This is a genomic window from Isoptericola sp. NPDC019571 (assembly GCF_044389385.1).
GTDB classification, from domain to species: domain Bacteria; phylum Actinomycetota; class Actinomycetes; order Actinomycetales; family Cellulomonadaceae; genus Isoptericola; species Isoptericola nanjingensis.
Genome location: NZ_JBIRXZ010000001.1, coordinates 21,292 through 44,988, shown reverse-complemented (window position 1 = coordinate 44,988; position 23,697 = coordinate 21,292). Strand labels below are relative to the sequence as shown.

The following is a 23,697-nucleotide window of genomic DNA, read 5'->3' as shown; positions in this document are numbered from 1 at the left end:
GTCCGCCGCCGCCGCCGGTCGGGCCAGGCCGCAGCCAGGGATCGTCGGTCCCCCGACGACCGCTCCTCTCCCGCCCGCGCGCCGGGCCGCGCAGGGTGAGGGGCATGGACCTCACCCGCAGCACCGTCTTCGTCCCCGGCGCGACCAGCGGCATCGGCCTCGCGCTCGCCCTCCGGCTCCGGGCCCGCGGCAGCACCGTGATCGTGGGCGGCCGCCGCACCGCCCTGCTCGACGAGATCGTCGCCGCCCACCCCGGGATCGACGCCGTCCGCGTCGACACCGCCGACGCCGCGAGCATCGAGGCGGCCCGCGACGTGGTGCTGGAGCGCCACCCCGGCCTGGACGCCGTCGTCGCCATGGCGGGCATCATGCAGCCCGAGGACTGGACCTCGTCCGACTTCCTCGCCACCGCCGAGCGCACGGTGACCACCAACCTGCTCGGCCCGATCCGCCTGGCCGCCGCGTTCCTGCCGCACCTGCGTGCCCGCGCCGCGGCGGGCTCGGGCGCCGCGTTCGTCACGGTCTCCTCGGGGCTGGCGCACGTGCCGCTCGCCGTGACGCCCACGTACAACGCGACCAAGGCCGCGGTCCACCGGCTGAGCGAGGGCATCCGGCTGCAGCTCGAGCCGGCGGGCGTGCAGGTGATCGAGATCGTGCCGCCCGCGGTCCGCACGGCCCTCATGCCGGGGCAGGAGGACAACCCGGTCGCCATGCCGCTGGACGCGTTCGCCGACGAGGTGGTCGACCTCCTCGCGGCCCGTCCCGACGCCCACGAGATCCTCGTCGAGGGCGTGAAGTTCCTCCGCTTCGCCGAGACGTCGGGCGCTTACGACGCGACGGTCGCGCGGCTCAACGCCACGGACCGGCACGCCGTCTGACGCCCGGCGCTCAGGGCTTCGTCGACCCGACGTACTTCGACGCGACGTAGCCCTGGTGGCCGTTGACGAACACCTTGACCCACCCGCCGGAGGAGTCCCAGATCTTCTTGACGGCCTTGCCCTTGTTGAGCGTGTCGATGGCCTTGTAGCCGGTGCCTGGGCCCGAGCGCAGCCGCAGGCCGTCGACCTTCACGTACCGCGTCCCCAGCGAGGTGAGCCCCGGGGAGACGTAGTTCGCGTGCATCCAGCCGGTGGTGCCGCCGTAGCTCACCTTGCGCCACACGCCCGAGCCGGCGCCGGGCTTGGCGGTGAGCCAGCGGTTGACCTTGACGGTCTTGAGCACGCGGTAGCCGGTGCCCGGGCCGGAGCGCAGGTTGACCTTGGTGGTCGTGTAGTAGTTGCAGGACTTCGGCACGACCCGCTTGTACGCCCACGCCGCGCCGGCGGTGAGCGACGCCCCGTGGTTCTTCATCCACGGCAGCGGGTCGGTGGTGCTGCCGGAGCCCTTGTACTCGCGCTTCCAGATCTCCAGGTGCAGGTGCGGCGCGGTGGACGTGCCGGAGCTGCCGACGTCGGCGATGCGCTGGCCGCGCTTCACGTACTTGCCGGCCTTCACGTACTTGTCGCCGTCGACGACGTGGCCGTAGACGGCGAAGACCTTGCCGCCGTCGGCGTTGGAGCGCACCACCACGACCTGGCCGAAGCCGGGCGCCGACCCGGCCTTGACGACGGTACCGGGGGCGACGGACTTGATCGGGGTGCCCTTCTTCGCGCTCATGTCCTGGCCGAGGTGGGAGGTGGACGCTCCCCTGATGGGCATGCACCTCGGCCCGTAGTAGGAGGAGAGCCCGTAGCTCTTGTCGGGGAGCGGCCGGACGGCGGCCGCCGCGGCCCCCGCCCCCGCGACCCCGCTCGTGAAGGCCACCGCCGTGGCGATCCCCAGGGTGACTCCGGTCGTGATGATGCGTCGCACGGTGCGCATGGTGGTGCCCTCTCCGCGTCAGAAGGTCCGGGGCGTCGTTGCCCGAACGCACGGTAAGCACAGGCGCGGGGGTGGCGCGCGCGGTACCGCATCCGCGACACTCGTCTTCACAGGTACCCGTGAGCGTGAAACTCCCTTACCCCCCGCCTGACCACCGGAGGTCTGCAATGACGCACCCCGATCCGACCGGCCGAGCCGACCACGGCGCGAGCGAGCGCGCCCTCGACCGGCGCGGCTTCCTCTCCCTCGCGACGGCGGGGGTGGCGGGCTCGGCGCTGTCCGTGACCGTCGGCTCGATGACGCCCGCCAGAGCTTCGGAGGCCACCCCGAAGGCCGCCGCCGGGACCACCGCACGCAAGCGCGAGCTGCGCGCGATGTGGATCTCGTCGGTCGTCAACATCGACTGGCCGTCGCGCACCGGCCTGAGCACGGACGAGCTGAAGGCCGAGTACCTCCACTGGCTCGACGTCGCCGTCGGCATGCACCTCAACGCCGTCTTCGTGCAGGTCCGGCCGACGGCGGACGCGTTCTGGCCCAGCCCGTACGAGCCCTGGTCGCAGTACCTCACGGGCACCCAGGGCGGCGACCCCGGGTTCGACCCGCTCGCGTTCGTCGTGGCGGAGACGCACGCCCGCAACCTCGAGCTGCACACCTGGTACAACCCGTACCGCGTGTCGATGCAGACGGACCCCACGAAGCTGGTGCCCGAGCACCCGGCCCGGCAGCACCCCGACTGGGTGTGGCCGTACGGCGGCAAGCTCTACTTCGACCCGGGCCTGCCGGAGGCGCGCGAGCACATCTACGCCGCGATCCTGCACAGCGTCGAGCACTACGACGTCGACGGCGTGCACTTCGACGACTACTTCTACCCGTACCCCGTGGCGGGCCAGACCCTGCCCGACGCCGCCACGTACGCCGAGCACGGCGGCGGCTTCGCGACGATCGAGGACTGGCGGCGGCACAACGTCGACGAGTTCGTCCGGACCATCTCGGAGCGCATCAAGGAGCTCAAGCCCTGGGTCAAGTTCGGCATCAGCCCGTTCGGCATCTGGCGCAACGCGTCGACCGACCCGCGCGGCTCGGAGACCGGCGGCTCGCAGAGCTACGACCTGCAGTTCGCCGACACCCGCAAGTGGGTCCTCGAGGGCTGGCTCGACTACATCAACCCGCAGATCTACTGGCAGTTCGGGCTCGCCGTCGCGGACTACGCCAAGCTCGTGCCGTGGTGGGCCGACGTCGCGGCGACGTCGGGCACCCACCTGTACATCGGCGAGGCGCTGTACAAGGTGACGTCGGGCGTGTTCACCGACCCGGCGGAGCTCAGCAACCACCTCACGTTCTGCGCGGAGGTCACGGAGCAGGGCACGCCCGTGCACGGCAACGTGTACTTCTCGGCCGTGCACGTGCCGCAGGACCCGCAGGGCTCCATGTCGCGGGTCTTCGCGGACCACTACAGCCACCCCGCGCTCGTCCCGACGATGCCGCACCTGCCCGGCACCGCCGTCGAGCGGCCGACGCTCACGCACGCGCGCCGCGAGCGCGACGGCGTCCGGCTGCGCTGGGTGGACGCGGCGCCGCACCGGCGGCGCGCGACGTCGTTCGCCGTCTACCGGGCCGCCGGGGACCGCGTCCCCGTGGACGTCGAGGACGCCACGCAGCTGCTCGGCACGGTCCGCTCGGACGGGCACGTGCTGCAGTCCTTCACGGACGCGACGGCCGTGGGCGGCGAGCGGTACACGTACGCCGTCACCGCCCTCGACCGGCTGTGGAACGAGTCCGCCCCGAGCCGGAGCCGCACCGCCGGCTGAGCGCTCCCCACGACCGTCGAGCCTGTCGAGACCCGGCCGAAGGGTCTCGACAGGCTCAGCCTGCGGAGGAGAGGAAGATCCCGTTGCCCGGGCCCACGGGCAGGTCGAGGACGAAGAACACCGTGAGGATGGCGGCCCACACCAGCCAGAAGCAGACCGTGAACGGCAGCAGCCGCGCCATCACGGTGCCGAGGCCGGCGCTCGGCTCCCACCGCCGCAGGTAGGCGAGCAGCACGATCATGTACGGGTTGAGCGGCGTGATGATCTGCGTCGCCGAGTCGCCCACGCGGAACGCCGCCTGCACGAACGCGGGCTCGTACCCGATGAGGGCGAACATCGGCACGAAGACGGCGGCCATGAGCGTCCACAGCGCCGAGCCCGAGATGATGAACAGGTTGAGCAGCGACGCGACGACGAGGAAGCCGAGGATCGCGCCGTAGCCGGTGAGCCCGATCGACTCGAGCGCCGACGCCCCGGACACCGCGATCCACTGCCCGACGCCGGACCAGTTGAACAGCGCGATGAACTGGCCGAGCACGAATGCCAGCACGACGAACCCGATCATGTCCTTCAGCGCCTGGCCGAACATGATCGGCACGTCCTCGATGCGCCGGACCGTGCCGACCGCGCGCCCGTAGACGATCGCCGGCACCAGGAACATCGTGAAGACGATGAACACGATCGAGCTGAGCAGCGGCGACTCGGGCAGGAACGCGCCGTCCTCGTTGCGCCACGGCGAGGCGGGCACGAGCACCGCGGCCGCCATGACCGCCGCGACGCCGAGCGCCACCAGCAGAGCGTTCCGCAGCCCGCGGCGCTCGTCCGTCGTCGTGGCCGCGGAGGCCGAGGCGAGCGGGTCCTCGCCGTCCTCCGCCACCTGCTCCACCGGCACGCGCTGGCGGCGGATCCGCGGCTCGAGCACCCTGTCGATGAGGAAGCCCGCGAGCAGGGCGAGCGCGATCGACGAGACGGCGTTGAAGAACCAGTTCGACAGCGGGTTCACGGGCGAGCCCGGGTCCGGCAGGATCTGCGCGACCGAGCTGGTGATGCCCGCGAAGAGCGCGTCGAGGCTGGTGACGAGGATGTTCGTGGAGTACCCCGCGCCGGCCGCGGCGAACCCGCCGAGCAGGCCCGCGACCGGGTGCCGCCCGGCCGCGCGGAACACCATCGCCGCCAGCGGCGGGATGATGATGAACGCGGTGTCGGACATGATGCTGCCCATCACGCCGACGAACCCGACGGCGTACGCGAGCGCCCACCGCGGCGCGGAGCCGAACGCGTACCGCACGGCGGCGCCGAGCAGGCCCGACTTCTCCGCCACGCCGACCGCCATGAGGATCGGCAGCACCGTGACCAGCGGCGGGAAGCCCAGGAAGTTCTCCCCGAGGTTCTCGGTGAGCCAGGTCATCCCCTCGGCGGTGAACAGGCCCTTGACCTCGACCACCTCGTCGCTGCCGGGCATCTGCACGGTGACGCCCGCGAGCGCCATGCCCGTGGAGGCCAGCGCGATGACGCCGAACAGGATGAGGAACAGCGTGAACGGCTCGGGCAGCTTGTTGCCGATCCGTTCCACCACGGCCAGGAACCGGTCGGTGCGGGATCGGGTGTCGAGGGTGCTGGTCACGCGGTCTCCCCGGGTCGGCCCGCCGCCGCGGGCGTGTCCGCCCGAACGTAGTGGCCCCGGTCACCCATGGCGAGAGATCGGCGGATTCGTCCGCATCGTGAGATTCGCGCGATTCCTCCCGGGCACAGCGCCGGTTTCCCTACGATGCCTGACATGACCGTGCCCGACGCGAACGCCACGCAGCCCGCCCGCCCGAGCACCGCCTACCTCGACCACCTGTTCCACGAGAGCGAGGAGCGCCGGCGGTCGGCCCCGCCGGCCGACGTCGCCCCCTCGCTGCTGCCCGCCGCCGTCGCGGACGCCGTCGAGCGCGCGGCCGAGGCCCTGGAGCCCGACCTGCGGGAGGTCGTCGAACGCCTGCACGCCGACCCGGAGCCGGCCTGGGAGGAGCACCGCAGCGCCGCCCTGCTGGTCGAGGTGCTGGCCCGGCACGGGATCGACGCCGAGCTCGGCGCGCACGGCGTCCCGACGGCGTTCCGCGCGGAGCTCGCGGGGGCCGGCGACGGCCCGACGATCGCGATCTGCGCGGAGTACGACGCGCTGCCCGTCATCGGGCACGCCTGCGGGCACAACGTCATCGCCGCCGCCGGGGTGGGCGCGTTCCTCGCGCTGCGCGGAGTCCTGGCCTCGGCGGGCGCGCCCGCGGGTCGCGTCGTCCTGCTCGGCACCCCCGCCGAGGAGGGGAGCTCCGGCAAGGAGGTGCTGGCCCGTGCGGGGGCGTTCGACGTCGTGGACGCGGCGATCATGGTGCACCCGTACGGGCAGGACGTCGCCGAGCAGGTGTGGCTGGGGCGGCGGCTGCTCACCTGGACGTTCACGGGCAGGCCGGCGCACGCGTCGGCCCAGCCGTTCATGGGGCGCAACGCGCTCGACGCCGCGAACCTCGCCTACCAGGGCATCGGGCTGCTGCGGCAGCAGCTGCCACCGGTGGACCGCGTGCACGCGACCGTCGTCGAGGGCGGCACCCGGCCCAGCATCATCACCGAGCGCGCGGTGATGCGGCTCTACGCCCGGTCGAAGTACCCGGACACCCTGCGCGACCTGTCGGCGCGGCTCGACGACGTCGCCCGCGGCGCGGCGCTCATGACCGGCACCGAGGTCGAGATCGTGTGGGACGACGGCGCCCTGCCGAGCCTGCCCGTGCGCACCAACGCGGCGCTGACCGAGCGCTGGGTGGCGGCGCAGCGGCGGCGCGGGCGCGACCCTCTGCCGCCCGGCGTCGTGTCCGAGACGCTCGCTGCGTCCACCGACTTCGGCAACGTGTCGTTCCGCGTGCCCGGCATGCACCCGCTGATCCAGGTGTCGGCGCCCGACGTGGCCCTGCACACCGCCGAGTTCGCCGACGCCGCCGGCGGCGCGGCGGCCGTCCCGGCCGCCGTCGACGGCGCCGTCGGGCTGGCCCTCACCGCCCTGGAGTACCTCACGGACGACGCCCTGCGGACCGCCGTGCACGACGAGTTCGTCGCGCACGGCGGCCCGCTGGACGTGCCGACCTACTTCGACTGAGCGGGTCGGGGGGCGACGCCCGTCAGCGTGCGGTACCGGTCACCGAGCGGTGAGCTCCGCCGGGTCGGCGGGGCCCTGCGGTGCCGGCTGCACCGGCGCGTCGTCGCTCGGCACGTCGCCGCGCAGCACCGTCGCGGTCGCGGCGGGCCGGTCGTCGGCCACCGTGAACCGCAGGGTGTCGGTGAACTCCCGGCCGTGGTTGTCGACGGCCGTCACCGTCGCGGCGTGCGTGCCCGCCCCCAGGTCCTCGGGGAGGGGCAGCCGCCACAGGTGCGCGTTCGACCGCGTCGCGTTCCCGCTGGTGAGCAGGTTGCGCGTGGCCGCCGTCGGGTCGGAGTACTCCCAGCCGGTGCGCAGCGACTCGCCCGTCATCGGCTGGGTGTGCTCGGCCTCGACCGCGGCACCGCCGTCGATCGACACCTCGACGCTCGCGGCCGACGAGCCGGCGTAGAAGTTGGCGGTGAGCCAGCTGTCGCCCGCGAGGTCGTCGGCGCTCACCAGCCGCTCGTCGCCGAGCGCGGGCGCGTCGCCCTCCTTGCCGCCGTCGCGCCACGCGAGCGCCTCGCCGGCCCAGTCGCGCCAGTGCGGCGTGTTCACGCCGAGGGCGAGCTGGAGGTCGTCCTGCTCCCCGCGGATCGTGTACCGCTCGGCGAACGCGTTGCCGTCGAGGTCCAGGGTGAGGACGCCCGGCCGGGCGCCGTCGGCCATGTACGCGTAGGGCAGGCCCTGCTCGTCGAGGCCGCCGGAGTACCAGTCGCCCGAGACGGCGCCGGCCACGAGCTGGGTGTGCTCGAGCTCCTCGACGCCTCCCGCCCGCCACTCGGCGCGCGTGTCGCCCGGCAGCAGGTTCTCCAGCATGTGCGTGTGCCCGCCGACGGTCACCGCGTTGCGCCCGCGCAGCACGTCGTACAGCTCCGGTGCGTTGTCCACGATCACCTGGCGGTGGTCGACGATCGGTGCGTGCGTCGCAACCACGACGAGCTTGTTCTTCGGCACCTCGGCGAGGTCCGCCTCGAGCCAGGCGAGCTGCTGGTCGTCGATCTGCTCCCAGTAGCCGCCGTTCTTGCCGTCCGGCTTGGCGCCCTTGTAGACGATGCTGTCGAGGACGACGACGTGCGCCTGCCCGACGTCGTAGGAGAAGTAGCCGGGGCCGACCTCCTGGCGGAACGTGTCCAGGGCCCGGGAGTCGTCGGCGGCGTCGTAGTCCATGTCGTGGTTGCCGGGCGCCATGCGGACCGGGCCGTTCGCGGCGGCGTAGATGTCCTTGAGCTCGGGGTACAGGCTCAGGTCGTCGCCCACGTTGTCGCCGAGCAGCAGGACGCCGCAGCTCGCGTAGTCGTCGCGGGCCATGAGGTCCGCGACGGCGCCGTCGCGCGCGTAGCCGACCTGGGTGAGGTCGTACGTCTGGCTGTCGGCCGCGATCGGGCAGCTCTGCTTCGCCCTGCCGGTCGCCTTCGACTTCCCGAGGGGGAAGTTGACGGCCTTCGGCAGCGGCCCGGTGGGCTCGAGGCCGCCGTACCTCAGGTCGGGCGACCCCTCGGGCAGGTGGTTGTAGCTGAACTGGGCGATGGCGTTCTCGTCCACCGGCACCTGGTAGCCCGCGGGCTGGGTGACGAAGACGGTCATGTCGTCGAAGGCCGGGAGGCGGTAGCGCCCCTGGCCGTCGGTCGTGACGACGTCGCGCCCGTTGGACACCTGGACGCCGGCGACGCCCTTCTCGCCCTTGTCCTGGGTGGAGTCCTCGTCCTTGTCGTGGAACACGGTGCCGGTGAGCACCTCGGGGTCGGCGGCGTCGCCGCGGACGACCTCGACGTGACCGGTGTACAGGCCGACCTGGGCGCGCTGGGCGGCCGCGGCCGCCTTCACCTCGGCCGGGTCGGGCGACGGCGCGGCCGCGGCGCCGGGCGCCACGAGGACCAGCCCGACGAGCGAGGCGGCGCCGGCCGCGGCACAGGCCTGGCGGATGCTGCGGGGGTTCATGTACTTCCTCCGGGGTCGTGAGAGAGCGGATCGAGTACACGCCCTCGTCAGGGCGCTCCGGCATGCCGATGGCGACGACGGTAGGCGGCCGAGGCAACCGTCCGGTGACGTCGAGACGCCGGGCAGCCGAACGTCAGACGGGGCACGGCGAACTCCCAGCGAACGAGGCCCGCCCGTTACCCGGCGGACACCCGTCCCGAACACGGGCGTCATGCGGGCTCCCTACCGTCGGGCCCAGCCGACCTCAGGAGGAGCACCATGCACGACGGACGAGACGCTGCCGAGACCCTCACCGCCGGCCTCGGGCGCCGACGGTTCCTGCAGGCCGCGGCCGGCGTGGGCGCCGGGGCCGCGCTGACGGTCGGCGCGGCGGTCCCCGCCGCGGCCACCTCGGGCGGCACCACCGCCGCGGGCCGGGGCGGCGCGGGCAGCTTCGGCGGCATCCTGCAGCCGGGCCAGGGCCGCATCCGCGGGGAGCACTACCTGCGCTCCGACGTCGACGACGTCCTGTGGGGCTACGTGCCCTCCGTGCACGCGACCGCCGTCACGCGGGTCCGGTCGGGCCGCACGATCACCATCGACTCGGTGTCGCACGAGGGCATCCTCGAGGACCAGGGCCGCGACCCCGTCGCGTGGTTCGGCGAGCGCGGCGTCCGACGCCGCGAGGTGCTGGACGACGCCGTCGCCATCGCCGGGGGCTACGACCGCACCCCGCGGAACTTCGACACCGACGGACCGCACGTCATCACCGGCCCCGTGCACGTCGAGGGCGCCGCGCCCGGCGACGTGCTGAAGATCGAGACGCTCGACGTCGTGCCGCGCGTGCCGTACGGCGTCATCTCGTCCCGGCACGGCAAGGGCGCGTTGGCCCTCACCTCCTCGGGCGCACCCGCCGGCATCACGCTCGACGAGGTCATGCCGCCGGTCGCGACGGACGGCCGCGCCACCGGCGTCCCCACCGAGTACGGCAACGTGTCGGTGCTCGCGCAGATCCGGGGCGGCAAGGCGGTCATCGGCGAGGGACGCTCGCGCGTGTCGTTCCCGCTGCGGTACTTCTTCGGCACGATGGGCGTCGCGTTCTCGGAGAACACGGGGCTCACCGCCCCCGAGGCGAACTCGATCCCGCCCACGCTGGGCGGCGGCAACATCGACATCAGCCGGCTGGGCGCGGGCTCCACGTTCTACCTCCCGGTGCGCGCGCCGGGCGCCCTGTTCTACGTCGGCGACCCGCACATGGCGATGGGCGACGGCGAGGTGGCGCTCACCGCGATGGAGGGCTCGCTGCGGGGCACGTTCCGCCTCACCGTGTGCAAGCCGGGCTCGGGCGACGCGCCCTCCGTCGCGTACTCGTACCCGTTCGCCGAGACCGCCGACGCCTGGATCCCCATCGGCCTGTCCGACCCGGACGGCGCGGTGGGCGGCAACGGCTCCGACCTCGACGTCGCGATGCGGCGCGCCGTCGTCAACGCCCTCGACTTCCTCGAGCACGACCAGGGCCTGGACCGCGCGATCGCGTACGCGTACCTGTCCGCGGCGGCCGACTTCGCCGTCTCGCAGGTCGTCGACCGCACGGTCGGCGTGCACGGGCTGGTGCGCAAGGCGGACTTCCGAGGCTGACGGCGGCGGGACAGCCCTGACACCCGGCGGCGACGACTGGCAAGATCGACCCCATGCACGAGCGCGCGGGGAAGCCGGCCCAGGACATCGACCTCATCGACGTCGACCAGGTGGTGGGGGCGTACTACGACCTCGCGCCGGACGTCGCGGACCCGGCGCAGCAGGTGGTGTTCGGCACGTCCGGGCACCGCGGCTCCAGCCTGGACACCGCGTTCAACGAGGCGCACATCGCGGCGATCACGCAGGCGATCGTCGAGTACCGGGCGTCGCAGGGCACGGACGGCCCGCTGTTCATCGGCCGGGACACGCACGCCCTGTCCCTGCCGGCGTGGCAGACGGCGCTGGAGGTGCTGGCCGCGGCGGGCGTCACGGTGATGGTCGACGCCCGCGACTCGTTCACGCCGACGCCCGCCGTGTCGCAGTCGATCCTCATCCACAACGGCGCGACGACGGGCGACGGCGTGCGCACGCAGGGGCCGGGCCTCGCGGACGGCATCGTCGTCACGCCGTCGCACAACCCGCCGCGCGACGGCGGTTTCAAGTACAACCCGCCGCACGGCGGCCCCGCCGGGTCGGAGGCGACGGGTTGGATCGCGGACCGCGCGAACGAGATACTCCGCACCGGCGGGCTCGCGTCCGTGCGCCGGGTCGCGCTCGAGGACGCGCTCGGGGCCGACACCACCCACAAGCACGACTTCCTCACCACGTACGTGGACGACCTACCGAACGTCGTCGACCTCGACGCGATCCGCACGGCCGGCGTGCGCATCGGCGCGGACCCGCTGGGCGGCGCGTCGGTCGAGTACTGGGGTGCGATCGGCGAGCGGTACGACCTCGACCTCACCGTGGTGAACCCGCAGGTGGACCCGCGCTGGTCGTTCATGACGCTCGACTGGGACGGCAAGATCCGCATGGACTGCAGCTCCCCGTACGCGATGGCGTCGCTCGTGGAGAAGATGGCCGGCGACGCGCCGTACGACGTCGCGACCGGCAACGACGCGGACTCCGACCGGCACGGCATCGTGACCCCCGACGCCGGGCTGATGAACCCCAACCACTACCTGGCCGTCGCGATCGGGTACCTGTACGGCGGGGCGCGTCCCGGCTGGCCGGAGGGCACGGCGGTCGGCAAGACGCTCGTGTCGTCGGCGCTGATCGACCGCGTCGTGGCGGGCCTGGGCCGGCAGCTGGTCGAGGTGCCCGTGGGCTTCAAGTGGTTCGTACCGGGCCTGCTGAACGGCGAGGTCGGGTTCGGGGGCGAGGAGTCGGCGGGAGCGTCGTTCCTGCGCCGCGACGGCCGCGTCTGGTCCACCGACAAGGACGGCCTGCTGCTCGCGCTGCTCGCCTCCGAGATCATCGCGACGACGGGTCGCACGCCGTCGGAGCACCACGCCGACCTCGTCGACCGCTACGGCGAGTCCTGGTACGCCCGCGTGGACGCGCCGGCCACGCGCGCGCAGAAGTCGCGCCTGGCCGCCCTGTCCCCCGACGAGGTCGCCTCCACGACGCTCGCCGGGCAGGACATCACCGCGACGCTCACCGAGGCGCCGGGGAACGGCGCGAAGATCGGCGGCCTCAAGGTGACCACCGAGGACGCGTGGTTCGCGGCCCGCCCGTCGGGCACGGAGGACGTGTACAAGATCTACGCCGAGTCGTTCGTGTCGGCCGACCACCTCGCCGAGGTGCAGGCCGCCGCCAAGGAGCTCGTCGACGGCGCGCTCGGCGACGCCTGACGACCGCCGTGCCGCACCCGCGCACGTACGTCGTCACCGGCGCGGACTCCGGCCTGGGCCGGGCGGTCGCCGACCTGCTCGCCGCGCGCGGGCGGGTGATCACCTGCGGGCTGGCGGACGGCGTGGACGTGCGCGCCGACCTCACGACCACCGAGGGCCGGGCGGACCTGGTCGAGCGGGTGCGGTCCCTCGGCGGCGGGCGGGTCGACGGCGTCGTCGCGGCGGCGGGCGCCGGCGCGCCCCGGCCCGAGACGGTGGCGCTGAACTACTTCGGCGCCACCGGCGTGCTGGAGGGCCTGCGCGACTGCCTGGCGGCCTCGGACGCCCCGGCCGCCGTCGTCGTCTCGTCGTCGTCGACGCTGAACCGCGGCAGCGGGGCGCTCGTCCGCGCCTGTCGCAGCGGCGACGAGCGACGCGCGCTCGCCGTCGCGCGCCGGCTGACCCGCACCGGTCGCGGGAGCCAGCTCTACCGGTCCAGCAAGGCGGCCCTCAACCTGTGGACACGGGCGACCGCCGTGTCGCCGGAGTGGACCCGCGACGGCATCGTGCTCAACGCCGTGGCCCCGGGGATCGTCGCCACGGACGTCGTGACCCGCACCTGGGAGCGCGACCGGGTCCTCCTGGAGACGGCGCTCCCCCAACCCCTCGGCGCGCCGGGACCCGTCGCCCCGGTGGCCGACCTGCTCGCGTTCCTGGTCTCGCGGGAGAACCGCTTCACGACCGGCCAGGTCGTCTACTGCGACGGGGGCACCGACGCCCTGACGCGCGGCGGCCGCCCCCAGCGGGTGCACCTCCGGTACGGGGTCCGCGCGATGGCGACGATGGCGCGCGAGGCGCGGCGCCGCACGACCACTCCCTGACATCCATTTGATTTCAGCAGGCAACCTTTTTATGTTTGCTCCCCGCAACCAACATGGGAGTGGGCGAGCATGCCTGAGCACGCGCGGTACGAAGAGCTCCAGCGCCAGCTGCGCGCTGTCGGCGTCGTCAAGCGCACCATCGTGCGCAACCTGCCGCACGACTGCGCCGTCGGGCCGACGGCCGTCATGTCGACCCTGCGGCGACAGGGGCCGATGCGGCTGAGCCGCCTGGCCGACCTGCTGTGGCTGGACCCGTCCGTCACCAGCCGGCACGCGTCCCACGCCGTCGAGCAGGGGTGGGTCGAGCGCACGCCCGACCCGGACGACCGACGGTCGTGGATCCTCAGCCTGACCTCGGAGGGGCAGCGCAAGCTCGAGCAGATCTCCGCGACCACCGCCGGTCTGCTCGCCGAGCGGATGGGCGACTGGGACGACGCCGAGATCGACCGCCTGACGGAGCTCATGGCCCGGCTGCACGGCAGCTTCGCCGAGTGCCCGACGTCGGCCCGCGCCGCCGTCCCCGCCCGGGCCTGACGCCCTCACACACGCAGCACCTCCCCCCGCAGCACCTCGGAAGGACCTTCATGGCATCGACCACAGCGGCGGCGCCCGCGCACGCCAAGCGCGGGCGCACCGACCACCAGGCCGGGGTCTCGATGACCCACCGCCAGATCCTGGAGGCCCTGTCGGGCCTCATGCTGGGCATGTTCGTCGCGATCCTGTCCTCCACGATCGTCTCGAACGCCCTGCCGGAGGTCATCGCCGAACTCGGCGGCGGCCAGTCGGCCTACACCTGGGTCGTCACGGCCTCGCTGCTGTCGATGACCGCCACCACCCCGCTGTGGGGCAAGCTCGCCGACCTGTTCAGCAAGAAGGTGCTGGTGCAGGTCGCGCTGGTGATCTTCGTGCTCGCCTCGGCGGCGGCGGGGCTCGCCCAGTCCGCGGAGTGGCTGATCGTCTGCCGGGTGTTCCAGGGCATCGGCACCGGCGGCCTGTCGGCCCTGGCGCAGATCGTCATGGCCACGATGATCGCGCCGCGCGAGCGGGGCCGGTACTCCGGCTACCTCGGCGCCACGTTCGCCGTCGCCACCGTCGGCGGCCCGCTCCTGGGCGGCGTCATCACCGACACCGACTGGCTCGGCTGGCGCTGGTGCTTCTACGTGGGCGTGCCGTTCGCGCTCGTCGCCCTGATCGTGCTGCAGAAGACGCTGCACCTGCCCGTCGTGAAGCGCGACAACGTGAAGATCGACTGGGGCGGCGCGTTCCTCTCCACCGCCGCCGTCTGCCTGCTGCTCCTGTGGGTCACGTTCGCGGGCGACAAGTACGACTGGAACTCGTGGCAGACCTACGCGATGACGGGCGGCGCGCTCGTCCTCGTCCTGCTGTTCGTGCTGGTCGAGTCGAAGGTCTCCCAGCCGATCATCCCCATGCGGCTGTTCCGCAACCGCACGGTGGCCCTGTCCTCGGTGGCATCGCTCTTCGTGGGCGTGGCGATGTTCGCCGGGACCATCTTCTTCAGCCAGTACTTCCAGCTGGCGCGCGACAAGTCGCCGACGATGGCCGGCGTCATGACGATCCCGATGATCGGCGGCCTGTTTGTCTCGTCGACCCTCTCCGGCCTCATCATCACCAGGACCGGTCGCTGGAAGGGCTGGCTGGTCTCCGGCGCCCTGCTGCTCACCGCCGGGCTCGGGCTGCTGGGCACCATCCGGTACGACACCGAGTACTGGCACGTCGCCGTCTTCATGGCCGTGATGGGCGTCGGCGTCGGCATGATGATGCAGAACCTCGTGCTCTGCACCCAGAACCAGGTGGCCCCCGCCGACCTGGGCTCCGCCAGCTCCCTGGTGACGTTCTTCCGCTCGCTCGGCGGCGCGATCGGCGTCTCCGCGCTCGGCGCCGTCCTGGCGCACCGGATCCCCGACTACGTCGCGGACGGCCTGCGGAACCTGGGCCCGAAGGGCGCCGAGCTCGCGCAGGGCGCGACCGGCGGCTCGGGCGAGATCCCCGACATGGACCAGGTGCCCGAGCCCCTGCGCGGAGTCCTCGAGAGCGCGTACGGGCACGGCATCGCCGACGTCTTCCTCATCGGCGCGTGCGCCGCTCTCGTCGCCTTCCTGCTCGTGGTCTTCATCAAGGAGGTCCCGCTGCAGACCAAGGGCGCGATGGACCAGTCCGCCGCCGAGGAGGCCGACTCCGCGGCCACGGAGGCCGTCGAGGACACCGAGGCCTACGCACCGGAGCTCGTCGCGGTCGGCGCCGAGCCGACGGCCCGGCGTGCCGTCCCGGCCGCGGGCGGCCCGCCCGTCGGCGACGGCGGGACGGGCGGTGTCACCGTGCACGGCCTGGTCCGCGGCGCCGAGGGCGCCCCGCTGCCGCAGGCGGCGATCACGCTCATCTCGCTCGGCGGGCGCCAGCTCGGCCTCGCGATCGCACGCTCCGACGGCGCCTACGCGGTCGACGCGCCGGGTGCCGGCACGTACGTGCTCATCGCCTCGGCCGACGGGTTCCAGCCGCAGGCCTCGACGATCGTCGTCGGCGCGACGCCGCTGGCCCACGACGTGCTGCTCAGCGGCACCAGCGGCCTGCGCGGCGTCGTCCGGGGCCCTGACCTGCAGCCCGTCGCGGGCGCGATGGTGCTGGTCACGGACGTGCGCGGCGACCTGCAGGCGAGCACCGGCACGGCGGAGGACGGCACGTTCGCGCTCGAGGAGCTCGTGCCCGGACCGGTCACCGTGGCGGTCAACGCCGCCGGGTTCCGGCCGCGGGCGCTGCCCGTCGACGTGGGCGGCGCCGGCGTCACGCGCGTCGAGGTCGAGCTCGCCGCGGGCGCCCGGGTGACCGGCGTCGTGCGCGCCCCGCACGGCCCGCTCGCGGACGCCCGCGTGACGCTCGTCGACGCGGCCGGCAACGTCGCGGGCACGGCCACGACCGGCCCGGACGGCGCCTACGCGTTCACCGACCTGGACGGTGGCGAGTACACCGTGATCGCGACGGGCTACCCGCCGGCCGCGACGGCGCTGAGCCTCGCCGGCGCGGGCGTCGACGGTCACGACATCGTCCTCGCCCACCCGGCCGAGTGAGCGCGGAGGTGAGCGGGATGCTGACCGCGAGCGTGCGGACGCGCGACGGGTGGGCGGTGCCGCACGCCGTCGTCACCCTGACGGACGCCGGCGGCGCGCAGGTGCTGCGGGTGGCCGCGGACGACGACGGTGCGGTGCGCGACGAGGCCGCGCTCGCCCCGGGCGGGTACGTCGCCATCGTCACCGCGGTGGGCTACGCGCCCGCCGCGACGTCGGCGATCGTCACCGCGGCGGGCCGCGCCGCCCTCGGCACGGTGACGCTGGCCCGGCAGGGTGGCACGGAGCTGCCGCCGCCGGGGCCGTGGACGATCGACCCGGCGCACTCGTCGGTGACGGCGGTGGCCCAGCACCTGGGCATCTCCAGCGTGCGGGGCCGGTTCACCGAGCTCGCCGGCCGGATCGACGTCGCGCCCGGCGACGTCTCCCGGTCCGGCGTGGCCGCGGTGATCGCGGCGGCGTCCATCGACACCGGCAACGCCTACCGGGACGGCCACCTGCGCTCCCCGGACTTCCTCGACGTGGAGCGGTACGAGCACATCACGTACCGCTCCACGGGGATGACCCCGGTCGCCGACGGCCGCTGGACCGTGCACGGCGACCTCACCCTGCACGGGCTGGCGCACCCCGTCGACCTCGACCTGACCTACCTGGGCACCGGCGCCGACGCGCAGGGGGTGGTGCGCGCCGCGTTCCGCGCCACCACCGAGCTGCGCCGCGACGCCTTCGCCATCCGGTACAACGAGGTCGCCGCCGCCGGCGTCGCCATCGTCGGCACCACCCTCAAGGTCGAGCTGGAGATCCAGGCCGCGCAGGGCGCCGCGCTGCCCGCGTGACGCCCCGCCCGACGCCCCGCCCGACGTCGTGGCGCTACTCGCAGGCGGTCCCGTCGTTGTCGCCGTCCAGCCGGGAGGAGTAGCCGGGGTCCCCGCGGTGGACCGGCGCCGCCCCGGCCGCCCGCGCCGCGTCGCAGTTCGCGAACGGCTCCTGCGGCTCGGCGCCGGCGTCGTCGTCCGCCGGATCGTCCCCCTGATCGTCGACCGGCGCGACGTCGGGCGCGGGCCCGCCGGCGGGCAGCGGCTCGTCGGGGCACCGGGCCAGGATGCCCGCGATGGCGTCGTGCTCGGCCTGCGTGACCCAGAGGGCGTACGCCTGCTTCACCGCGACCTGCCGCGCCACGTACTGGCAGCGGAACGCCTTGGACGGCGGCAGCCAGGTCGCGGCGTCGCCGTCGCCCTTGCCCGAGTTGGTCGGCCCGTCGACGGCGAGCAGGTTGAGCGGATCGTTGGCGAGCTGCCGGCGCGCGACGCCGTCGAGCTGCTGGGCCCCCTTCTGCCACGCGTCGGACAGCGCGACCACGTGGTCGATCTGCACCGCGGTGGACGTCGCCTGCCCGCGCAGGAAGTCGATCCGCGTGCCCGTGTACGGGTCGGCGAGCACGCCGCTCAGCACGATGCAGTCGTGCGTGCCCGGGTCCGTGACGGTGCGCGTCAGGTCGCGCGCGAGGACGTCGTTGCGCGTGTCGCAGCCGTTGTGGTCGATGTCGGCCCACGCCGGCCCGAACTGGTCGCGGGAGTACCCCGTCTGGGGCGCGCGGCCCTTCACCGGCAGGCCCGAGAGCGCCGCGAGCGCCGTGCCGGACGCCGCGGGCGCGGACTCCCCCGGCGCGGACTCCCCAGGCACGTCCGGCGCGGGCGCCACCGTCGCCGCCGGCGGATCCACGTCCGCGCCGCCGATCCCGGACGCCGCGGGATCGAGGCCTCCGGCGCACGCCCCGAGGAGCAGCGCGACGGAGGCACCCAGCGCCGCGATGCCGACGCGCCGGGTGGTGGTCGCCGCCCTCACCGGGCGGGGTGGGCGAGCAGGTCGGCGTACTCGGGGTGCCGCTGCACGTACGCCTTGACGAACGGGCACAGCGGCACGATCTTCTCCCCGGCGGCGCGCACCTGGTCGAGCGCGCCGGCGGCGAGCTGGGACCCGATCCCCTGCCCCTCGAAGGCGGGGTCCACCTCCGTGTGCGTGAAGACGACCACCGCCGCCCCCCCGTCGTCCTTCCGCTCGTAGTACGCGCCGCCGGCGCGGCGACCGTCGTCGAGCCGGGCGAGGAAGACCTGGTGATCGCGGTCGTCGACGACCGTCACGGGGGTGGGAGTGGCGTTCATGGCCCCCATCCTGGCCGCTGACCCCGGCGTCTGTCGCCTCCCGTGCCGGGGCGAGACGGACCTCACGGTGCCTGGCGGGCCGGCTTCTCGTCGCGGGGCAGCAGGCGGTGCAGCAGCGGCGTGTTGACCCGCACGGTGAAGAAGTCGATGAGCGGCCCTGCGAAGAACGCCGTCATGACCGTTCCCACCCCCACGGGGCCGCCGAACACGACCGCCAGCCCCACGAACGCCAGGTCCTGCACCACCCGGACCGCCCGGTAGCGCCACCCGGTGCGGTCGACGACGATCGGCGCGATCGCGTCGTACGGCGCCGTCCCGATCCCCGCGGTCATGTAGGCCGACGCGCCCGCCGTGAACAGCACGATCCCCACCCCGAAGAGCACGGCCTGGAGCAGGTGGCCGGGCGGGTCGGGCACCAGGGGGTCCAGCAGCGCACCGAACCACTGCACGAAGAACCCCGTCATCACCATGTTGATGACCGTGCCCAGGCCGACGTAGCGGCGCGCCCACACCACGACGGGCACGAGCAGGACGACGTTCACGGCGAGCTGGTACGCCCCGAGCCCCATGCCGAGGTGCCCGCTGACCCCGATGTTCGCCGCCGTGAACGGGTCGACGCCGACGTGCGCGGACAGCAGCACGGCCGACCCGAGGGCGAGCACCGCGACGCCGCCGAGTGCCCAGAGCGCACGCGGGACGAGCTGCGCCGCGCGCACGCGGCCCCTGGCGGTCATGGGTCGTCACGGTAGGCGTCGTGCGGCGGGCGCGCGCGGTGGCGCTGCCGCCCCGTGGCCGGGGTGGGAGAATCCGGCAGTGACCGTGCCCGTCCCCGAGGGCCCCGACACGGCGTCGGCCGCCCGGAAGCGCAACCCGTACCTCGACGTCCTCCGCGTGCCGGGAGCCCTGCCGTTCTCCGCCGCGGGCGTGATCGCCCGGCTGCCGATGTCGATGGTCGGCATCGGCACGGTGCTCATGGTCCAGGCCCTGTACGGCTCGTACGCGATGGCGGGCCGGGTGTCGGCGGTGCTGGTGGTGGCGCAGGCGCTGGTCGCGCCGCAGATCGCCCGCCGCGTGGACCGATCGGGTCAGGCCCGCGTGATGACCCCGATGCTGGTCGCGACGACGGTGGGGCTGCTGGGGCTGGTGGCGGCCGCGACCCTGGGCGCCCCGGAGTGGGTGCTGTGGGTGTGCGCCGCGGTCGGCGGCGCGAGCCAGGGCTCGTACGGGTCGCTCGCCCGGGCCCGCTGGTCCCACGTGCTGCCCGAGGCGCAGCGCGTGCACACCGCCTACTCCCTGGAGTCGGCCCTCGACGAGCTGGTGTTCATCGTGGGCCCGGTGCTGGCCACGACGCTCGCGACGACGGTGATCCCGTCGGGCGGCCTGCTGGTGGCGGCCGTCGTGGGCGGTGCGGGCGCCGCCTGGTTCCTCACGCAGCGACGCACGGAACCACCCGCTCGCGGCGCCGCCGTGCCCGCGGACGGCGAGCGCGTCGGCACGGTGGCGCACCCCGACGCCGTCCGGCTGGAGCGCCGCTCCGCGATCCGCATGCCCGGGATGCCGGTGCTCGCCGTCGTCTTCGTCGGCATGGGTGTCATGTTCGGGTCGAGCGACGTCGCCACCGTGGCGTTCGCGGAGGAGCAGGGGGTCAAGGGCCTCGCCGGGCTGGTGCTCGCCTGCTTCGCGCTGGGCTCGATGGTCTCGGGTCTGGCGTACGGGGCCCGGCACTGGGTGTCCCCGCTCTCGGTCCGCTTCACGGTCACCGCCTGCGGGATCGCCGTCGGCGTCTCGCTGTTCTTCTTCGTCCAGAACCTCGTGGTCCTGGGCGTGGTCATGTTCGTGGCCGGCTTCGCCATCGCGCCCACGCTCATCAACGGCAACGCCCTGGTGCAGGCGCTCGTCGTACCGCACCAGCTCACCGAGGGCCTCACCTGGGTGGGCACGTCGCTGGGCGTGGGCGTCTCGATCGGCTCGTGGCTGGCCGGTGTGGCCGTGGACGCCGCGGACTCGCACGCCGGGTTCCTCGTCACGATGTCGGGCGGCTGGGCGTGCGCCCTGCTGGCGCTCGCCGCGCTGCCCGGGATGAGACGTCGGCGCCCGTACGCCGCCGTCGCCGGCTAGTCGAACCGCGGGGTCAGGGCTCCGGGTGGCGCGCGTCGTAGCGCCAGAACCGGGGCTGCAGCCGCACGACCAGCCACAGCACGGCGACGCACGCGAGCCCGCCGACGACGGCCGCCCACCCCTCGCCGAACCACGTGGCCTCGGAGCCGAGCACCATCTCCCCGAGCCGCGGCCCGCCCGCGACCACCACGATGAACACGCCCTGCAGGCGGCCGCGCATGTGGTCCGGCGTCGCGGTCTGCAGGATCGACTGGCGGAACACGGACGAGATCGCGTCGGAACCGCCCGCGAGCAGCAGCGCCACGCCCGCGAGCACCACGGCGCCCCACAGCACGCCGTCCGGCGCGCCCGGCCCGACGGCGACCAGCACCGCGCCGAAGGCGGTGACGCTCAGCCCCCACGCCGTGATCGCCCACACGATGATCCGGCCCTGCCACCGCACGCGGACGAGGGCGCCGGAGAACACGCTCGCGAGAATGCCGCCGACGGCGAACCCGGCGGCGAGCACGCCCGTCGTCGTCTCCCCGCCGCCCAGGTAGAGGGCGCCCGCCGCGGGCCACAGCACGCGCGGGAAGGCGAGCACCATCGCGGCCAGGTCGACGACGAACGTCGTGCGCACGTTCGGCCGCGTCGCGATGTAACGCAGCCCGTCGAGCACGGAGCTCAGCCCGACGACGCGCCGCCGGGCGGGCGCGGCGCCCGTCGCGTCAGCGTCCGCGCCGTCGTCCAGCGGCTGCTCGGGCGGGACGGCGGGCAGCCGCCACACCGCCCACAGCGCCGCCGTGAACAGCAGCGCGTCGAGGGTGTACGCCCAGGCGTACCCGAGCCGGGCCACGAGGAGCGCGCCCACGAGCGGGCCGCACGTGAGCGCCACGTTGAACGCCAGCGTCTGCAGGGCGAGGGCCGCCGGCATGAGCTGCGGCTCCAGCAGGCGCGGCACGATCGACGTGCGCGCCGGGTTGTTGATCGCGAACGCCGCCGACTGCAGCGCCACCAGCCCGTACAGCAGGTTCACCGAGCCGACGTCGAGCCAGGCCTGCGCCGCGATCGCCGCCGTCACGAGCCAGAGCACCGACGACGCGAGCAGCGAGACGCGGCGCCGGTCGTAGTGGTCCACCAGCGCCCCGCCGTACAGGCCGAGCGCGACCAGCGGCACCAGCGCCGCGATGCCCAGCGTGCCCACCGCGAGCGTGGACCCGGTCAGGGCGTACACCTGCAGGCCCACCGCGACCACGGTGATCTGCGTGCCGATGTTGGAGACGCCGAGGCCCCACCACAGGCGACGGAACGCCGGGGAGACGCGCAGCGGCGTGAGGTCGGCGATCAGTCGGGGCACGGTGTCCCAGGGTAGGCGTGTCCACGGGCAGCCCCGGGCGGGTCTCCCGGGCACCTCCGTCGAGGGTCCGGTGATCGTCCGCCCGGGGCCGCCACGCGCACCCCGTGGTGCCGGTGGTGTCGTGGGCGCGGCCCGGCCCCCTGCGCCGTGCTGCGCCCACGCCGACCCCAGCCGGGGCGGAGCTGCCACGGGACACTCCCCAGTGATCCCCCGTGACAGCGCCGCCCCGTCCGGAGCCGGTACCGGCTCCGGTGGGGTCAGCGGGTCGCGACCGCGAGCGCCTCCCTCCGACGACGCAGCAGCAGCACGCCGCCCGTCAGCATCAGCAGCAGGGACAGCCCCAGCAGCCGCAGGTCCCCACCCGTCGTCGGCAGGGTCTGCATCGCGTCGGTCCCGTCGGCACCGGCAGCGCCGGACGCCGCCGTGGCGCCGTCGGACCCGGTACCGCTCAGCTGTCCCGAACCGTCCGAGCCGGGCGCCTCGGCCACCGGACCGCCCGCGGGGCCGGTCGCGCCGTCGCCGGTGCCGTCACCGGGGTTGTCGGTGCTGCCACCGCCACCGTTGTCACCGTCACCGGGGTCCGTGCCGTCACCAGGATCCGTGCCGTCACCAGGATCCGTGCCGTCACCAGGATCCGTGCCGTCACCAGGATCCGTGCCGTCACCAGGATCCGTGCCGTCACCAGGATCAGTGGCGGTCGTGCCGTCCTCCAGGACGTCGTCGACCAGGCCGTCCTCGGCGAGGACGTCGTCCGTCACGGCCCCGAGGTCGCCCTCGAGCAGGTCGTTCGCCGTGTCGTTGAGGTCCTCGACGACGTGCTCGACGAGCTCGTCGGTCACGCCGTCCTGCGGCTCGTCGGCGCCGATGATGTCGTCCACGGTGCCGTCCTCGCCGGCGATCCCGTCGACGGTGTCCTCGACCAGGTCACCCGTGCCGAGCAGGTCGTCCACCGCGCCGGTCGAGTCGACGACGTCGTTCAGCACCGGGTCGAGACCCTGGTCCTCCAGCACGTCGTCGACCAGGCCGTCGTCGGCGGTGAGGTCGTCCACGACGCCCGGCAGGTCGCCGGCCGTCACCGAGTCGAGCGTCGAGTCGACGTCGTCGACCACGGCCTCCACGAGGCCGTCCGTGACGCCGTCCTGCGGCTCGTCGGCGCCGACGACGTCGTCGACCACGCCGTCCTCGCCGAGCAGCCCGTCGGCCGTGTCCTGCACCACCGAGCCGGTGCCCAGCAGGTCGTCCACCGTGCCGGTCGAGTCGACGACGTCCCCGAGCACAGGGTCCAGGCCCTGGTCCTCGAGCACGTCGTCCACCAGGCCGTCGTCGGCCGTGAGGTCGTCGGTCACGGCGCCGAGGTCACCCTCGGTGACGTCGCCGACGATCTGCTCCAGGTCGTCGAGCGCGTGCTCCACGGCCTCGTCCGTGACGCCGCCCTCGGGCTCGTCGGCACCGACGACGTCGTCCAGGACGCCGTCGTCACCGGCGATGCCGTCCACGACATCCTGCACCAGCGACCCGGTCCCGACGGTGTCGTCGACCGTGCCCGCCAGGTCCGAGACCTGATCGACCAGGTCGTCCGCGGCCGTGTCGACGCCGCCGTCCTCCAGCACGTCGTCGAGCACGCCGTCCTCGGCAGCGACCTCGTCGACGACGCCCGGCAGGTCGCCGGCCGTCACCGAGACGAGCGTCGAGTCGACGTCGTCCAGCACAGCCTCCACGAGACCGTCCGTGACGCCGTCCTGCGCCTCGTCCGGGCCGACGACGTCGTCCACCACGCCGTCCGGCCCGAGCAGACCGTCCACCGTGGACCGCAGCAGCGACTGCGTGCCCAGCACGCCGTCGACCGCGCCCGCGGTGTCGGCCACCGCAGCGGTCAGCTCGTCCACCGCGCCGTCCAGCCCGGACACCTCACCGAGGTCACCGAGGTCACCGAGGTCACCGAGGTCACCGAGGTCACCGAGGTCACCGAGGTCACCGAGGTCACCGAGGTCACCGAGGTCACCGAGGTCACCG

Annotated in this window: 17 protein-coding genes and 1 pseudogene; 10 read left to right on the top strand and 8 right to left on the bottom strand. The window is 73.9% G+C overall.

All coding sequences use genetic code 11. The features are described from left to right. Positions 1-104: 104 nt before the first annotated feature. Positions 105-878, top strand: coding sequence for an SDR family oxidoreductase (locus ACH443_RS00185; protein ID WP_430589140.1), 774 nt, complete (start codon positions 105-107; stop codon positions 876-878). 10 nt (positions 879-888) lie between these two features. On the opposite strand, the gene ACH443_RS00180 is transcribed toward ACH443_RS00185, so the two are convergent. Further along, a complete protein-coding gene (locus ACH443_RS00180) occupies positions 889-1,851 on the bottom strand; it encodes a peptidoglycan DD-metalloendopeptidase family protein (RefSeq protein WP_429765532.1) in 963 nt (320 codons plus the stop codon). Positions 1,852-2,027: 176 nt separating this feature from the next. On the opposite strand from ACH443_RS00180, the gene ACH443_RS00175 reads away from it, so the two are divergent. Beyond that, positions 2,028-3,668: a family 10 glycosylhydrolase gene (locus tag ACH443_RS00175; protein WP_430589139.1), complete on the top strand. Its 1,641-nt coding sequence runs from the start codon at positions 2,028-2,030 to the stop codon at positions 3,666-3,668. A 55-nt stretch (positions 3,669-3,723) separates the two neighbouring features. Here ACH443_RS00175 and ACH443_RS00170 read toward each other — a convergent pair whose 3' ends face one another. Further along, positions 3,724-5,292: an AbgT family transporter gene (locus tag ACH443_RS00170; RefSeq protein ID WP_430556350.1), complete on the bottom strand. Its 1,569-nt coding sequence runs from the start codon at positions 5,290-5,292 to the stop codon at positions 3,724-3,726. 153 nt (positions 5,293-5,445) lie between these two features. Between ACH443_RS00170 and ACH443_RS00165 the strand changes: the two genes are divergently transcribed. Beyond that, positions 5,446-6,798, top strand: coding sequence for a M20 family metallopeptidase (locus ACH443_RS00165; RefSeq protein WP_430589138.1), 1,353 nt, complete (start codon positions 5,446-5,448; stop codon positions 6,796-6,798). Between the two features lie 39 nt (positions 6,799-6,837). Here ACH443_RS00165 and ACH443_RS00160 read toward each other — a convergent pair whose 3' ends face one another. Then, complete coding sequence (locus ACH443_RS00160; RefSeq protein WP_430589137.1) at positions 6,838-8,778, bottom strand: calcineurin-like phosphoesterase C-terminal domain-containing protein; 1,941 nt, start codon at positions 8,776-8,778, stop codon at positions 6,838-6,840. Between the two features lie 258 nt (positions 8,779-9,036). Between ACH443_RS00160 and ACH443_RS00155 the strand changes: the two genes are divergently transcribed. The 6 genes from ACH443_RS00155 (at position 9,037) to ACH443_RS00130 (ending at position 16,904) form a co-directional block, all read left to right on the top strand. Further along, entirely contained in the window at positions 9,037-10,395 is a 1,359-nt protein-coding gene (locus ACH443_RS00155; protein ID WP_430589136.1) for an acetamidase/formamidase family protein, read from the top strand. A 53-nt stretch (positions 10,396-10,448) separates the two neighbouring features. Then, positions 10,449-12,128, top strand: a complete 1,680-nt coding sequence (pgm, locus tag ACH443_RS00150; RefSeq protein WP_430589135.1) for a phosphoglucomutase (alpha-D-glucose-1,6-bisphosphate-dependent) — start codon at positions 10,449-10,451, stop codon at positions 12,126-12,128. A gap of 8 nt (positions 12,129-12,136) precedes the next feature. Further along, positions 12,137-12,988 (top strand): SDR family oxidoreductase, encoded by an 852-nt coding sequence (locus ACH443_RS00145; RefSeq protein WP_430589134.1) that lies wholly within the window; start codon positions 12,137-12,139, stop codon positions 12,986-12,988. A 69-nt stretch (positions 12,989-13,057) separates the two neighbouring features. Continuing rightward, a complete protein-coding gene (locus tag ACH443_RS00140) occupies positions 13,058-13,522 on the top strand; it encodes a MarR family winged helix-turn-helix transcriptional regulator (protein ID WP_430556356.1) in 465 nt (154 codons plus the stop codon). Between the two features lie 50 nt (positions 13,523-13,572). After that, positions 13,573-16,071, top strand: a complete 2,499-nt coding sequence (locus ACH443_RS00135; RefSeq protein ID WP_430589133.1) for an MFS transporter — start codon at positions 13,573-13,575, stop codon at positions 16,069-16,071. 17 nt (positions 16,072-16,088) lie between these two features. Next, complete coding sequence (locus ACH443_RS00130; RefSeq protein WP_430589132.1) at positions 16,089-16,904, top strand: YceI family protein; 816 nt, start codon at positions 16,089-16,091, stop codon at positions 16,902-16,904. A gap of 34 nt (positions 16,905-16,938) precedes the next feature. Here the strand turns inward: ACH443_RS00130 and ACH443_RS00125 are convergent, their stop codons facing one another. The 3 genes from ACH443_RS00125 to ACH443_RS00115 form a co-directional block, all read right to left on the bottom strand. Continuing rightward, entirely contained in the window at positions 16,939-17,913 is a 975-nt protein-coding gene (locus tag ACH443_RS00125) for a DUF1524 domain-containing protein (protein WP_430556359.1), read from the bottom strand. Further along, the gene (locus tag ACH443_RS00120) at positions 17,910-18,230 is read right to left on the bottom strand and encodes a GNAT family N-acetyltransferase (RefSeq protein WP_430556360.1); all 321 of its coding nucleotides are present in this window, start codon (positions 18,228-18,230) and stop codon (positions 17,910-17,912) included. The genes ACH443_RS00125 and ACH443_RS00120 overlap by 4 nt, the downstream gene beginning before the upstream one ends. A 62-nt stretch (positions 18,231-18,292) precedes the next feature. Further along, on the bottom strand, positions 18,293-18,964 hold the full coding sequence (locus ACH443_RS00115) for a YczE/YyaS/YitT family protein (protein WP_429765510.1): 672 nt from the start codon (positions 18,962-18,964) through the stop codon (positions 18,293-18,295). A 79-nt stretch (positions 18,965-19,043) separates the two neighbouring features. Between ACH443_RS00115 and ACH443_RS00110 the strand changes: the two genes are divergently transcribed. After that, entirely contained in the window at positions 19,044-20,348 is a 1,305-nt protein-coding gene (locus tag ACH443_RS00110; protein ID WP_430589131.1) for an MFS transporter, read from the top strand. A 13-nt stretch (positions 20,349-20,361) separates the two neighbouring features. Here ACH443_RS00110 and ACH443_RS00105 read toward each other — a convergent pair whose 3' ends face one another. Then, positions 20,362-21,684 carry an MFS transporter gene (locus ACH443_RS00105; protein ID WP_430589130.1) on the bottom strand — a complete coding sequence of 441 codons (1,323 nt, stop codon included), beginning with the start codon at positions 21,682-21,684 and terminating at the stop codon, positions 20,362-20,364. A 257-nt stretch (positions 21,685-21,941) separates the two neighbouring features. Beyond that, positions 21,942-23,697 (bottom strand): annotated as a pseudogene (locus ACH443_RS00100) (hypothetical protein); the annotation flags it as partial.